Here is a 13,390-nt window from a genome sequence, read left to right as displayed (position 1 = left end):
TCAGTGACGGCGCGCCCGGTCAGCCCTGCTTCACTTGACGACGTTGCCGATCTTGGGGGCGGGCTCGTTCTTGTAGTTCGCCGGGCCGAAGTTGGCCTTCACGGCCTTCTCCCACGAACCGTCCGAGACCATCTTGGTCAGCGCGTCGTTGATCTTCTTCTTGAGGTCGGCGTCGCCCTTCTTCAGGCCGATGCCGTAGTTCTCGTTGGTCATCTTGAAGCCGGCCAGCTTGAACTTGCCCTTGTTGGCGTCCTGCGAGGCGTAGCCGGCCAGGATGCTGTCATCCGTGGTCAGCGCGTCAACGGCCTTGTTCTCCAGGCCGGTGAGGCACTCCGAGTAGCCGCCGTACTCCTGGAGCTGCGCCTTCGGGGCCAGCGTGTCGTGGATGTTCTGCGCCGAGGTCGAGCCGGTGACCGAGCAGAGGTTCTTGTTGTTCAGGTCCTTGGGCGACTTGATCGAGGTGTCGTCCGCGCGGACCAGGATGTCCTGGTGGGCCAGGAGGTACGGACCCGCGAAGTCGACCTTCTTCAGCCGCTCGTCGTTGATCGAGTAGGAGGCGGCGATGAACTTCACGTCACCGCGGTCGATCGACGTCTCGCGGTCGGCGCTCTTGGTCTCCTTGAACTCGATGTCCTTGGCGTCGTAGCCGAGTTCCTTGGCGACGTACGTGGCGACATCGACGTCGAAGCCGGTGAACTTGCCGTCCGGGGTCTTCAGGCCGATACCCGGCTGGTCGATCTTGATGCCGATGGTGATCTTCTTGCCGCCGCCCGAACCGGACGAGTCGTCCTTGTCGTCGGACCCACAGGCGGTGGCGGTGAGAGCGAGGGCGAGCACGGCGGCCGAGGCGGCAGTGACCTTACGAAGCTGCATGGTGAAATTCCCTAGAGTTGACGCGATGTGAGTGATCAGCCGGTCCTGGAACCGGCGCTGAAGGCTCCATCAGTGGTGAAGGATCTTCGACAGGAAGTCCTTGGCCCGGTCACTGCGCGGGTTGCTGAAGAACTGGTCGGGCACGGCCTCTTCGACGATCTTCCCGTCCGCCATGAAGATGACCCGGTTCGCGGCGGAGCGGGCGAAACCCATCTCATGGGTGACGACGACCATGGTCATGCCCTCGCGGGCGAGCTGCTGCATGACCTCCAGCACCTCGTTGATCATCTCCGGGTCGAGCGCGGAGGTCGGCTCGTCGAACAGCATGACCTTGGGGTCCATCGCCAACGCCCGTGCGATCGCCACGCGTTGCTGCTGACCGCCGGAGAGCTGCGACGGGTACTTGTCGGCCTGGGTCCCCACGCCCACCCGGTCGAGCAGCGAACGCGCCTTGTCCTCGGCCGCCTTCTTCTCCGTCTTGCGGACCTTGAGCTGGCCCAGCATCACGTTCTCGAGCACCGTCTTGTGGGCGAAGAGATTGAACGACTGGAAGACCATGCCGACATCGGCACGCAGCCGCGCCAGCTCCTTGCCCTCCTCGGGCAGGGGCTTCCCGTCGATCGAGATCGCGCCCGAGTCGATCGTCTCCAAGCGGTTGATCGTGCGGCACAGCGTGGACTTCCCGGACCCCGAGGGCCCGATGACGACCACGACCTCGCCACTGGCGATCGTCAGGTCGATGTCCTGGAGCACATGCAGCGCGCCGAAGTGCTTGTTGACGTTGCTCAGCACGACCAGGTCGCCGCCGGCCGCGGGTGCAGCGTCCTCGGCGCCCTTGGTCACTGAAACTCCGCTCATCGGCTTTTTGCTCCGTCCTCCTCGGTTGGCAAGGACCTTAGTGACGCAGTGCGACCAGCGTCATTACATCTGAGCGGAAATTGAGCATAACGATCCGGCCGCAACCGGACACTCCGCGTGAACGGGACGTCACGCGGGCCGTCCCGGCGTACCGGGTGCATAACGGAAACATGGATGCAACCGGCAGGCACTTGACTGGCCCACCGGTCATCGGGGTGGATGCCTTGGTACACCCTGACGTGAAACGCCTCGATACGGGGAAGTGACCAGGGGACTACGCGACCGCACCGACACCACGTCCGCCGGCACCACGACATTCACCGGCACCGCGACTCCGGAGAGGGGGCCCATGAGACTGCTGCTCGTCGAGGACGACAACCACGTCGCCGCCGCCCTGTCCGCCATCCTCGGCCGGCACGGCTTCAAGGTGATGCACGCCCGCAGCGGCGAGGAGGCCCTCCAGGCCCTTCTCCCCACGGACGCGGAGCCCTTCGGAGTCGTACTCCTCGATCTCGGGCTGCCCGACCAGGACGGCTACGAGGTCTGCGGGAAGATCCGCAAGCGCAGTTCCGTCCCGGTGATCATGGTGACCGCGCGGGCCGACGTCCGCTCGCGCATCCACGGGCTGAACCTCGGCGCGGACGACTACGTGACCAAGCCGTACGACACCGGCGAGCTCCTCGCCCGAATCCACGCCGTCAGCCGGCGCAAGCCCGCCGCGGAGGACACCGGGCCCACGCCCGTCGCCGCGCTGCGCCTGGGCCATGTGCACATCGAGCTGCCCACCCGGCGGGTCAGTGTCGACGGCAGCGAAGTCCAGCTCACCCGCAAGGAGTTCGACCTGCTCGCACTCCTCGCGCAGCGGCCCGGCGTGGTGTTCCGCCGGGAGCAGATCATCAGCGAGGTCTGGCGCACGAGCTGGGAGGGGACGGGGCGCACGCTTGAGGTGCACGTGGCCTCCCTGCGCGCCAAGCTGCGGCTGCCCGCACTGATCGAGACCGTGCGCGGGGTCGGCTACCGCCTCGTCGCCCCGTCCGCGTAGAGGCGGCACGTCTCCGGTGCGTACCAGGCTGCTTCCGCTGCTCATCGTCCTCATGGCGAGTGTCCTGCTCGCCCTCGGCTTCCCGCTGGCGGTCAGTGTGGCCGCCGCCCAGCAGCAGGGCGTGGTGATCGACCGGATCGACGACACGGCACGCTTCGCCGCACTCGCCCAGTTCATCACCGAGCGCACCAACGGCTACGACGAGCGGCAGCGCACACTCCAGACCGAACTGGAGACGTACGACTCGGTGTACGGCATCCGGGCCGGTGTCTTCTACCGGGACGACTCCGCGATGGCGAAGGCCCCGGGCGACTGGCGGCTGCCGGTCGAGGGGGAGGGGCGCGAGGCGTTCAACGAGGCGCTGCTCGGCCGTCGCAGCCACGATCCGCCGCAGGTCTGGCCCTGGCAGGACGGCCGGGTCGTCGTCGCCTCACCCGTCGTGCGGGACGGTGACGTGGTCGCCGTCGTCGTCATCGACTCGCCCACCGCGCAGATGCGTTCCGACACCCTGCGCGGCTGGCTGGTGATCGCGGCGGGCGAGGTGGTCGCGATGCTGGTGGCCGTCGGCGCGGCGATCCGGCTCACCGGCTGGGTCCTGCTCCCGGTGCGGACCCTGGACGTGGCCGCCCACGACATCGCCAGCGGCCGGATGCGGTCCCGGGTGGCGGCCTCCGGCGGACCGCCGGAACTCAGGCGGCTGGCCCGTTCGTTCAACGAGATGGCCGACAACGTCGAGGACGTGCTGGAACAGCAGCGCGCCTTCGTCGCGGACGCCTCGCACCAGTTGCGCAATCCGCTGGCCGCGCTGCTGCTCCGGATCGAGCTGCTCGCCCTGGAACTCCCGGAGGGGAACGAGGAGATCGCCTCGGTACGCACGGAGGGGAAGCGCCTGGGCCAGGTCCTCGACGACCTGCTCGACCTGGCCCTGGCCGAACACGCCGCGGCCGATCTCCAGCTCACCGACATCGGCGCCCTCACCGCGGAACGCGTGCTCTCCTGGCGTCCGGTGGCCGAGGAGAAGGGCGTCCGGCTCCGGACGGACGGCACACCCGCCGTCACCGCCTGGGCGGACCCCATAGCCCTGTCCAGCGCACTCGACGCCATCATCGACAACGCCCTCAAGTTCACCCCCGCGGAGGAGGAGGTCCGGGTCACGGTCGCCTCCGGAGGCGAATGCGTCACGGTCGCCGTCGCGGACCGCGGACCGGGCCTCACCGAGCAGGAGCTGGAGCGCGTCGGAGACCGCTTCTGGCGCAGCTCGCAGCACCAGAACGTACGGGGCTCCGGGCTGGGCCTCTCCATCTCGAAGGCGCTCCTGGCCGCGAGCCGAGGCACCATCGCCTACGAGCGCCACGAACCGCACGGGCTGCGGGTGACGGTCTCGGTGCCCCGCAACGGTCCGCACGGCTGAGCGGAGCGTGTGGGGCGTGTGGGGCCGACCGAGCGGACCCGCACGGCTGAGCGGGCTGTCCGGCGGCCCGCCCTCGTTGCCTCAGGTCTTGACCGAGCGGCAGTGCGGGCCCAGGGCCCGGCCGGGCGGCAGTGCGGACCCAGGGCTTGACCGAGCGGCAGTGCGGACCCAGGGCCTGGCTGAGCCGTGGTCCGGACTCGGGGCCTGGCCGAGCGGTCGTGCGGACTCAGGGCTTGACCGAGCGGTAGTAGCGCTTGGCCCCTTCGTGCAGCGGCAGCGGATCGGTGTAGATCGCGGTCCGCAGATCCACCAGCTGCGCGGCGTGCACCTCACGCCCGATGCGGTCCCGGCTGTCGATCACGGTCCGGGTGAAGGCCTCGGTCATCGCCGCGTCCGTACGGTCGGTGGTCACCAGCACGTTGGCGACCGCGACGGTGGGCACGGCCTGGCCCTGCTGCGCGTTGCGGTAGGCGTCGGCGGGCATCACGGCCGAGCGGTAGTAGCGGGTGGAGCCGCCCGCCGCCTGGAGCTGCTTGATCAGCGGGTTCTCCAGAGGGACCAGCCGGATCTCGAACCGGTCGGAGAGGTCCGCCACCGCGGTGGTCGGCAGCCCCCCGGACCAGAAGAACGCGTCGAGCTTGCCGTCCTGCAGCAGCTCCGGCATGGTGTCGATGCCCGCCGGTACCGCCGTCACGTCGTTGACGGGATCCAGTCCGGCGGCCGTCATCAGCCGGTCCGCGACCAGCCGTACCCCGGAGCCCGGCTGGCCGACCGCGACCTTCTTGCCGCGCAGGTCGGAGACCTTACGGATCTCCGAGCCCCGGTCCACGACCAGCTGTATGTAGTCGTCGTAGAGCCGGACACAGCCACGCAGCCGCTCGGCGCCCGGCTTCCGGTCCCGCAGGTAGGTGGCGACGGCGTCGGTGGTCGCGATGGTGAAATCGGCCTTGCCCGTCGCCACCCGGGCGATGTTCTGCTGGGATCCCTCGCTGGTCTGCAGCTCTATCGACACATCGGGCAGATCCTTGGCCAGCGCGCCCTTCAGCCGCTCGCCGTAGAGCTGGTAGACGCCCGTGCGGACGCCGGTGCTGAACGACAGGCTCCCGGTCGGTGTGGAGTCCCCGAGCGGGAGCAGCCACCACATGAGCAGCCCGAGCACGACGAGGAGGGCGGCGCCTGCCCGCAGGGAGCGACGCCGGCCGATTCGGGACAGAGCCGCCGGGAGCATGGCGGCGATCCTGCCAGGTGGTTCCCGGCCATGGCCAGGGGCGCCGACGGATCTGCCACCCGGCGCGGGGCCGGGGGAACCGTCCGGGGAGCCGCCCGCGACGGGAGGTGTCCGGGCAGCGCCTACCCTTGTCGCATGAGCAGCGGCAACCGGAGCGAAGCAGTGGACGTCAGAAAAAGCTACGAGGTGCGCACCTACGGGTGCCAGATGAACGTCCACGACTCCGAGCGGCTGTCGGGTCTGCTGGAGGACGCCGGATACGTACGGGCGCCCGAGGGCTCCGACGGGGACGCCGACGTCGTCGTCTTCAACACCTGCGCGGTGCGGGAGAACGCCGACAACAAGCTCTACGGAAACCTCGGCCGGCTCGCCCCGATGAAGTCGAAGCGCCCCGGGATGCAGATCGCGGTCGGTGGCTGCCTCGCCCAGAAGGACCGCGACACCATCGTGGCGCGCGCCCCCTGGGTGGACGTCGTCTTCGGTACGCACAACATCGGCAAGCTGCCCGTGCTGCTGGAGCGCGCCCGCATCCAGGAGGAGGCGCAGATCGAGATCGCCGAGTCCCTGGAGGCGTTCCCCTCGACGCTCCCCACCCGCCGCGAGTCCGCGTACGCGGCCTGGGTCTCCATCTCCGTCGGCTGCAACAACACCTGTACCTTCTGCATCGTCCCGGCGCTGCGCGGCAAGGAGAAGGACCGCCGGACCGGCGACATCCTGGCCGAGATCGAGGCCCTGGTCGCCGAGGGCGTCTCGGAGATCACCCTGCTCGGCCAGAACGTCAACGCCTACGGCTCCGACATCGGCGACCGGGAGGCCTTCTCCAAGCTGCTGCGCGCCTGCGGGCGGATCGAAGGACTGGAGCGGGTCCGCTTCACCTCGCCGCACCCGCGCGACTTCACGGACGACGTGATCGCCGCCATGGCCGAGACGCCGAACGTGATGCCGCAGCTGCACATGCCGATGCAGTCGGGCTCCGACACGATCCTGAAGGCGATGCGGCGCTCGTACCGGCAGGAACGCTTCCTCGGCATCATCGAGAAGGTGCGGGCCGCGATGCCCGACGCCGCGATCTCCACCGACATCATCGTCGGCTTCCCCGGGGAGACCGAGGAGGACTTCGAGCAGACGATGCACGCGGTCCGCGAGGCGCGCTTCGCCAACGCCTTCACCTTCCAGTACTCCAAGCGGCCCGGAACCCCGGCCGCCGACATGGAGGGGCAGATCCCCAAGGAGGTCGTCCAGGAGCGGTACATGCGCCTGTCCGTCCTCCAGGAGGAGATCTCCTGGTCGGAGAACAAGAAGCAGGTCGGCCGCACGCTGGACGTCATGGTCGCGGAGGGCGAGGGCCGCAAGGACGGCGCGACCCACCGGCTCTCCGGCCGCGCCCCCGACAACCGCCTCGTGCACTTCACCAAGCCGGACCAGGACGTCCGCCCCGGCGACGTGGTGACCGTCGAGATCAGTTACGCGGCCCCGCACCACCTGCTCGCCGAGGGCGCGCCCCTCGCCGTGCGGCGGACCCGGTCCGGGGACGCCTGGGAGAAGCGCAACGCCGCGGCTGCCGCCAAGCCCGCCGGTGTGATGCTGGGCCTGCCCGGCATCGGCGCCCCGGCCCCGCTGCCCGCCGCCTCCGCCCCGGGCTGCGGCTGCGACTGAACGGACTGTGCGCCGAGGGACACGTGATCTCGGACCGGCCGAGGGGCACGTGGCCGCACGCCGAGCTGGAGGTAGCCGCGCGCCGAGCGGGACGTGGCCGTGCGCCGAGGGGCACGTGAGCGCGCAGCCAGTACGCTGCCCACCATGCTTGTCGCCGCCGCTGTGTGCCCCTGTCCGCCCCTGCTGGTCCCCGACGTCGCCGCCGGCGCCGCGCCGGAGCTCGACGCCGCGAGGACCGCGTGCACCGACGCGCTGGGCGTGCTGGCCGCCTCCCGGCCCGATCTGCTCATCGTGATCGGCCCGGCCGGCATCGCGGGCCGGGGGACGCATCCCGAGGGCGCCACCGGCTCCTTCGAGGAGTTCGGCGTCGATCTCTCGGTCCGGCTCGGGCGGGACCTGGGCACCGTGGCCGACCGGCCGCTCCCGGCGTCGCTCGCCGTCGGCGCCTGGCTGCTGGCCCGTACCGGGTGGGCGGACGCGCCGGTCGAGGCGCTGGGCGTGGGGGAGCCGCTGGAGACCGCCCGCTGCACGGAGACCGGCCGGGCGCTGGCCGGCCGGGCGGACCGGGTGGCGCTGCTGGTGATGGGCGACGGCAGTGCCTGCCGCACCCTCAAGGCTCCGGGCTACCTGGACGAGCGCGCCGCCGCGTTCGACGAGGCGGCCGCTCGCGCGCTGGGCGCGGCGGACACCGGCGCGCTGACCGGGCTGGACGAGGCGCTCGCGTACGAGCTGAAGGCCGCGGGCCGCGCACCCTGGCAGGTGCTCGCGGGGGCCGCGCAGGGCGCCGGTCTGGACGGCCGGCTGCTGTACGACGACGCGCCCTACGGAGTGGGCTACCTGGTCGCCGCCTGGGCCTGATCCGGCGACGGCTGGGGCCGCCCGGAAGCCCTTGAGCAACCCCGTCCCGAGCCCGTCCCGAACCCGAGCCCGTCCCGAACCCGAGCCCGTCCCGAACCCGAGCCCGTCCCGAACCCGGCCGGTCCACCCGGTCCCGCGACCGCACGCACCGCGACGGCCGCGGAGCGCATCGCTCCGCGGCCGTCGCGGTGTCCGGCCGGACCGGGGTCAGGAAGCGGGCGGGGTGGTGCCCCCGTCCTTGTGGGACAGCTTCTCCACCGCGTCCTTGGCCTTCTGGGTGCCGGACACGATCTTGTCGCTGTACTTGCCCTTGGTCTTCTGGTCCACCGTCCGCGCGGCCTTGTCGAGCCCCTGGTCGATCTTGCCCCCGTGCTGCTGCGCAAGGTCGCTGACCTTGTCCTTGGCCGGGCTCAGCTTCGCCTTCAAATTGTCCATGAAGCCCATCGGACACCTTCTCTGCTGGGGGAGTGCGTGCGTGCGCGTCTTCTCTCCGGACCGGGTACCCGCCATGCTGCCGCGCAGTCACCGCCGCGATACCCGCTGTCGTGGCGGAACGAAAAGCCGAACCGTGAGAAAACGCCCATATGTACTCGACATTTTACTTGACGGGGTGTCCGTACGCGCCGCGGCCCCCGGCCCGCCCTGTCGGCCATTCGGAACGGGCCCCCGGGTTTGCGAGACTGTGCCGGTGAGAAGTCCAGCTCCCGCACCGCGGGTCATCGCCGTCGTCGGTCCCACCGCAGCCGGAAAGTCCGACCTGGGGGTGTTCCTCGCCCAGCAGCTCGGGGGCGAAGTGGTCAACGCCGACTCCATGCAGCTGTACCGGGGGATGGATATCGGCACCGCGAAGCTGACCCTGGCGGAACGCGCCTCCGTCCCGCACCTGCTGCTGGACATCTGGGACGTGACCGAGGCCGCCAGCGTCGCCGAATACCAGCGCCTCGCCCGCGCCGAGATCGACCGGCTGCTCGCCGAGGGCCGCACCCCGGTCCTGGTGGGCGGCTCCGGGCTCTACGTGAAGGGCGCGATCGACGCCCTGGAGTTCCCCGGCACCGATCCCGGCATCCGGGCCGCGCTGGAGGCGGAGCTGGCGGAACGGGGCTCCGGCGCGCTGCACGACCGGCTCGTCGCGGCGGACCCCGAGGCGGGCCGCGCCATCCTGCCGAGCAACGGGCGGCGCATCGTCCGGGCCCTCGAAGTCATCGAGATCACCGGCAAGCCCTTCACGGCCAACCTTCCCGGTAACGATGCGGTCTACGACACCGTCCAGATCGGCGTCGACGTGGCCCGCCCCGAACTCGACGAGCGCATCGCCCTGCGCGTCGACCGGATGTGGGCCGCGGGGCTGGTCGACGAGGTACGCGCACTGGAGGCGCGGGGGCTGCGGGACGGGCGTACCGCCTCCCGGGCGCTCGGCTACCAGCAGGTGCTCGCCGCGCTGGCCGGGGAGTGCACGCAGGACGAGGCGCGTGCCGAGACCGTGCGCGCCACCAAACGGTTCGCGCGCCGGCAGGACTCCTGGTTCCGCCGCGACCCGCGCGTCCACTGGCTGAGCGGCGCCGCCGAGCACCGCGGAGAACTCCCGCGCCAGGCGCTGGCGTTGGTCGAACGAGCGGTCACAGCCTGATCACGTGATGGCATCGGGAAGCCCTGCCCGTCAGTTCGGCCGGTCGCGGCGTGCCATCATCGAGCATCGATCGACCAGTGGAGTCCGAGTTGGGAGGGCGCGTGGCGATGGAGGCCGGCCCTCGCGACACAGAACAAGACGCACCGGACACGCAGCACGAGGCAGGAAGCTTGAGCCCCGACGGGCCCGACGAGCTCGCCGTGACCCCCGAGGTCGAGGTCGAGCTCCGCCCCGCCCGCCGGCTGCGCATCTGGCAGCTCGCGCCGATCGTCACGCTCGCCGCGATGGGATCGCTGATGTTCGCCTTCCCGCTCGCCTTCGAGTTCGGTGACGGCGGCGCGGTCGTCGCCATGCTGGGACTGCTGATCAGCTGCTGCGCCGCGGGCTGGGGCATGATGGCCGCCCGCCGCGTCGGACACACCTGGCCCGGTCTGCCGGCCAGGGGCTCGGGGGAGCGCCCCGACTGGCGGGTGATCGTGCTGTACGTCGCGGTGTGCGCGGCACTGGTCGCGCTGGCCGTGTGGCGCGTGGCCCGGCTGCGTTCCTGACACCGGCCGGACCGTCCTGCCCGCCCCCGCGGACCGGTGGCAGCGGCCGGTGGGGCGGAGCGGGCGGATTCCGGCGCTGTCGGTGCCACCTCGTACAGTTGTCCCGTGACCACCTCGCAGATCGACTTCCTCAAGGGCCACGGCACCGAGAACGACTTCGTGATCCTTCCGGACCCGGACAACGCCCTCGACCTGACCGCCTCCGTCGTGGCCGGGCTCTGCGACCGCCGGGCCGGCATCGGCGGGGACGGGCTGCTGCACGTCGTGCGGTCCGCCGCCCACCCCGAGGCGCGGGCCATGGCGGACGAGGCCGAGTGGTTCATGGACTACCGCAACGCGGACGGCTCGATCGCCGAGATGTGCGGCAACGGCGTACGGGTCTTCGCCCGCTACCTCCAGCGCTCCGGCTCGGTCGGGGAGGGCGATCTGGCGGTCGCCACCCGAGGCGGGGTGAAGAACGTGCACCTCGCCAAGGACGGCGACATCACCGTCTCCATGGGCCGCGCGCAGCTGCCCGCCGACGGAGTCACGGTCACCGTCGGAGACCGCGGCTGGGACGCCCGCAACGTGAACATGGGCAACCCGCACGCGGTCGCCTTCGTCGAGGATCTGGCGCACGCCGGCGATCTGTTCTCCGAGCCGTCCTTCGGCCCGGCCGGGGTCTACCCGGACGGCGTCAACATCGAGTTCGTCGTGGACCGGGGCCCCCGCCACGTCGCCATGCGCGTCCACGAGCGTGGCTCGGGCGAGACCCGGTCCTGCGGCACCGGCGCCTGCGCGGTGGCCGTCGCCGCGGCCCGCCGGGACGCGGCCGACCCCGCGCTGACCGGCACCCCGGTCACGTACACCGTCGACCTCCCCGGCGGCACGCTGGTGATCACCGAGCACCCGGACGGCGGGATCGAGATGACCGGACCGGCCGTGATCGTCGCGGAGGGCACGATCGATCCGGCCTGGCTCGAAACGCTGAACGGATAGCGCTTCGCTCGAATGGGTGATCCGTTTCACGCTGGGCGAGAGCCGGACTCAGCCACGTGGTGGGGTCGGTAGCATCAAGCACCGGCCCGGAGGCGCGACCGCACCTATCCACCGCCGGTCGACGTCGCCGGAGGTGCCCCATGAGCGCAGAGGCCACCAACCCAGGTGCTCCCATCCGCAGGCGGGGCCGTCCCCGGATCGACCTCCGCAGGCTGGGCCGCGTAGCCCTGCTCGGCCCGGTCTCCCGGGACCGGCTGCCCGACGCCATCGGCCATGTGGCCGAGGCGCACCGGGCCCACCATCCCGACGCCGACCTCACCGTGCTGCGCCGGGCCTACGTCCTGGCGGAGAGCTCGCACCGCGGGCAGATGCGCAAGAGCGGCGAGCCGTACATCACCCACCCGCTGGCGGTCACCCTGATCCTCGCGGAACTCGGCGCCGAGACCACGACGCTGACGGCGTCCCTGCTCCACGACACGGTCGAGGACACCGAGGTGACCCTCGACCAGGTGGGGGAGCAGTTCGGTGACGAGGTCCGCTATCTGGTCGACGGCGTCACCAAACTGGAGAAGGTCGACTACGGCGCGGCGGCCGAGCCGGAGACCTTCCGCAAGATGCTGGTGGCCACCGGGGACGACGTCCGGGTGATGTCGATCAAGCTCGCGGACCGGCTGCACAACATGCGCACGCTCGGCGTGATGCGCCCCGAGAAACAGGCCAGGATCGCCAAGGTCACCCGCGACGTGCTGATCCCGCTCGCGGAACGGCTCGGTGTGCAGGCGCTCAAGACCGAGCTGGAGGACCTCGTCTTCGCGATCCTCCACCCCGAGGAGTACGCACGCACCCAGGCCGTGATCTCCACCGCCACTGGCGGGGCGGACCCGCTCACCGCCATCGCCGAGAACGTCGCCTCGGTCCTGCGGGAGGCCGGAATCCCCGCCGAAGTCCTCGTCAGGCCGCGCCACTCCGTCTCCGTGCACCGGGTCAGCGTCAAACGCGGCGAGCTGCGCGGCACCGACTTCGGACGGCTGCTGGTGCTCGTCGGGGAGGACGCCGACTGCTATGCCGTCCTCGGTGAGCTGCACACCTGCTTCACCCCGGTGATCTCCGAGTTCAAGGACTTCATCGCGGCCCCCAAGTTCAACCTGTACCAGTCGCTGCACACCGCCGTGGTGGGCCCCGAGGGCGAGGTCGCCGAAGTCCTCATCCGCACCCACCGGATGCACAAGGTGGCCGAGGCGGGTGTCATCGCCCTCGGCAATCCGTACGCCGCGGACAGCGGCGCGCAGAGCGCGGAGCCCGCCGACGGCGAACGGGCCGACCCGACCCGGCCCGGCTGGCTGTCCCGCCTCCTTGAGTGGCAGCAGTCCGCCACCGACCCCGACACCTTCTGGACCACGCTCCGCGCCGACCTCGCCCAGGACCGCGAGATCACCGTCTTCCGCACCGACGGCGGCACGCTCGGGCTGCCCGCCGGGGCCAGCTGCGTGGACGCCGCCTACGCGCAGTACGGGGACGCGGCGCACAGCTGCATCGGCGCCCGGGTGAACGGCCGGCTGGCCACGCTCGGCACCGCGCTCGGCGACGGCGACACCGTACAGCTGCTGCTGGCGGAGGACGCCGCCTCCGGCCCCTCGCCCGGCTGGCTGGACCACGCCAGGACGCCCACCGCCCGGATCGCGATCACCGGCTGGCTCGACGCCCACCCGCAGGACGCGGACACCGTGTCCGGCAACGCGGCCGCGGACCCCAGGCCCGGACCGCAGCCCGCGCCGCCCGGATCCGAGGGCGCCGGCGGCCGCGCCGCGAGGGCCCTGGTCGACCGGCCGGACGCCACCGTACGGCTGGCCGGCTGCTGCACCCCCGTACCGCCCGACGACGTCACCGGTTTCACGGTGCGCGGCGGTGCCGTCGCCGTCCACCGGCTGGCCTGTCCGGCGGTGTCCCGCATGGAGGCCATCGGCCGGGTACCGGTGGCGGTGAGCTGGGGCGACGCGTCGGAGTGCCGGGTGACGCTGGTCGCGGAGTCCTTCGGACGGCCCCGGCTGCTGGCCGACCTCACCGAGGCCATCGCCGGTGCGGACGCGGCGATCGTCTCCGCCACCGTCGAACCGCCCAGCGAACAACGGGTGCGGCACACCTACACCCTGCAACTCCCCGACGCCGCCGGGCTGCCCTCGCTGATGCGCGCGATGCGCGACGTACCGGGGGTGTACGACGTGAGCCGCGCGCAGCACCCGGCCGCCGTTCTCTGACCGGGGCGGCCCCGGGTCGTGCCAGGCATCGCGAGCGGGCGGGACCTCGGAATGCG

The 13,390-nt window shown here is 71.3% G+C and carries 12 protein-coding genes; 8 read left to right on the top strand and 4 right to left on the bottom strand.

Annotation, left to right across the window (positions count from 1 at the left end; translation table 11 throughout):
- Positions 1 to 30 precede the first annotated feature (30 nt).
- Together ACIP89_RS27075 and ACIP89_RS27070 are read right to left on the bottom strand one after the other, a co-directional pair.
- Complete coding sequence (locus tag ACIP89_RS27075; protein ID WP_401931129.1) at positions 31 to 873, bottom strand: glutamate ABC transporter substrate-binding protein; 843 nt, start codon at positions 871 to 873, stop codon at positions 31 to 33.
- Positions 874 to 942: 69 nt separating this feature from the next.
- A complete protein-coding gene (locus ACIP89_RS27070; RefSeq protein WP_073737734.1) occupies positions 943 to 1,731 on the bottom strand; it encodes an amino acid ABC transporter ATP-binding protein in 789 nt (262 codons plus the stop codon).
- Between the two features lie 349 nt (positions 1,732 to 2,080).
- Here ACIP89_RS27070 and ACIP89_RS27065 point away from each other — a divergent pair, with 349 nt between their 5' ends.
- Positions 2,081 to 2,773, top strand: coding sequence for a response regulator transcription factor (locus tag ACIP89_RS27065; protein WP_401931169.1), 693 nt, complete (start codon positions 2,081 to 2,083; stop codon positions 2,771 to 2,773).
- Between the two features lie 16 nt (positions 2,774 to 2,789).
- Positions 2,790 to 4,184: an ATP-binding protein gene (locus tag ACIP89_RS27060; RefSeq protein ID WP_401931134.1), complete on the top strand. Its 1,395-nt coding sequence runs from the start codon at positions 2,790 to 2,792 to the stop codon at positions 4,182 to 4,184.
- A 226-nt stretch (positions 4,185 to 4,410) separates the two neighbouring features.
- On the opposite strand, the gene ACIP89_RS27055 is transcribed toward ACIP89_RS27060, so the two are convergent.
- Positions 4,411 to 5,412, bottom strand: coding sequence for a TAXI family TRAP transporter solute-binding subunit (locus ACIP89_RS27055; RefSeq protein WP_401931137.1), 1,002 nt, complete (start codon positions 5,410 to 5,412; stop codon positions 4,411 to 4,413).
- Between the two features lie 135 nt (positions 5,413 to 5,547).
- Here ACIP89_RS27055 and miaB point away from each other — a divergent pair, with 135 nt between their 5' ends.
- The gene (miaB, locus tag ACIP89_RS27050; protein WP_402117208.1) at positions 5,548 to 7,068 is read left to right on the top strand and encodes a tRNA (N6-isopentenyl adenosine(37)-C2)-methylthiotransferase MiaB; all 1,521 of its coding nucleotides are present in this window, start codon (positions 5,548 to 5,550) and stop codon (positions 7,066 to 7,068) included.
- Positions 7,069 to 7,212: 144 nt separating this feature from the next.
- Positions 7,213 to 7,926 (top strand): class III extradiol dioxygenase subunit B-like domain-containing protein, encoded by a 714-nt coding sequence (locus ACIP89_RS27045; RefSeq protein ID WP_401931141.1) that lies wholly within the window; start codon positions 7,213 to 7,215, stop codon positions 7,924 to 7,926.
- Between the two features lie 207 nt (positions 7,927 to 8,133).
- Here the strand turns inward: ACIP89_RS27045 and ACIP89_RS27040 are convergent, their stop codons facing one another.
- Positions 8,134 to 8,370, bottom strand: coding sequence for an antitoxin (locus ACIP89_RS27040; RefSeq protein ID WP_401931143.1), 237 nt, complete (start codon positions 8,368 to 8,370; stop codon positions 8,134 to 8,136).
- Between the two features lie 244 nt (positions 8,371 to 8,614).
- Between ACIP89_RS27040 and miaA the strand changes: the two genes are divergently transcribed.
- The 4 genes from miaA (at position 8,615) to ACIP89_RS27020 (ending at position 13,334) form a co-directional block, all read left to right on the top strand.
- A complete protein-coding gene (miaA, locus tag ACIP89_RS27035) occupies positions 8,615 to 9,553 on the top strand; it encodes a tRNA (adenosine(37)-N6)-dimethylallyltransferase MiaA (protein ID WP_401931176.1) in 939 nt (312 codons plus the stop codon).
- Positions 9,554 to 9,660: 107 nt separating this feature from the next.
- The gene (locus ACIP89_RS27030) at positions 9,661 to 10,101 is read left to right on the top strand and encodes a hypothetical protein (protein ID WP_401931421.1); all 441 of its coding nucleotides are present in this window, start codon (positions 9,661 to 9,663) and stop codon (positions 10,099 to 10,101) included.
- Positions 10,102 to 10,206: 105 nt separating this feature from the next.
- A complete protein-coding gene (dapF, locus tag ACIP89_RS27025; RefSeq protein WP_401931149.1) occupies positions 10,207 to 11,079 on the top strand; it encodes a diaminopimelate epimerase in 873 nt (290 codons plus the stop codon).
- A gap of 140 nt (positions 11,080 to 11,219) precedes the next feature.
- On the top strand, positions 11,220 to 13,334 hold the full coding sequence (locus ACIP89_RS27020) for a RelA/SpoT family protein (protein WP_402117206.1): 2,115 nt from the start codon (positions 11,220 to 11,222) through the stop codon (positions 13,332 to 13,334).
- Positions 13,335 to 13,390 lie beyond the last annotated feature (56 nt).

The organism is Streptomyces sp. NPDC088730 (assembly GCF_044751215.1).
Lineage (GTDB): Bacteria > Actinomycetota > Actinomycetes > Streptomycetales > Streptomycetaceae > Streptomyces.
Note: the sequence above shows the minus strand (reverse complement) of the source record. Positions and strands in the feature narration are given on the sequence as shown.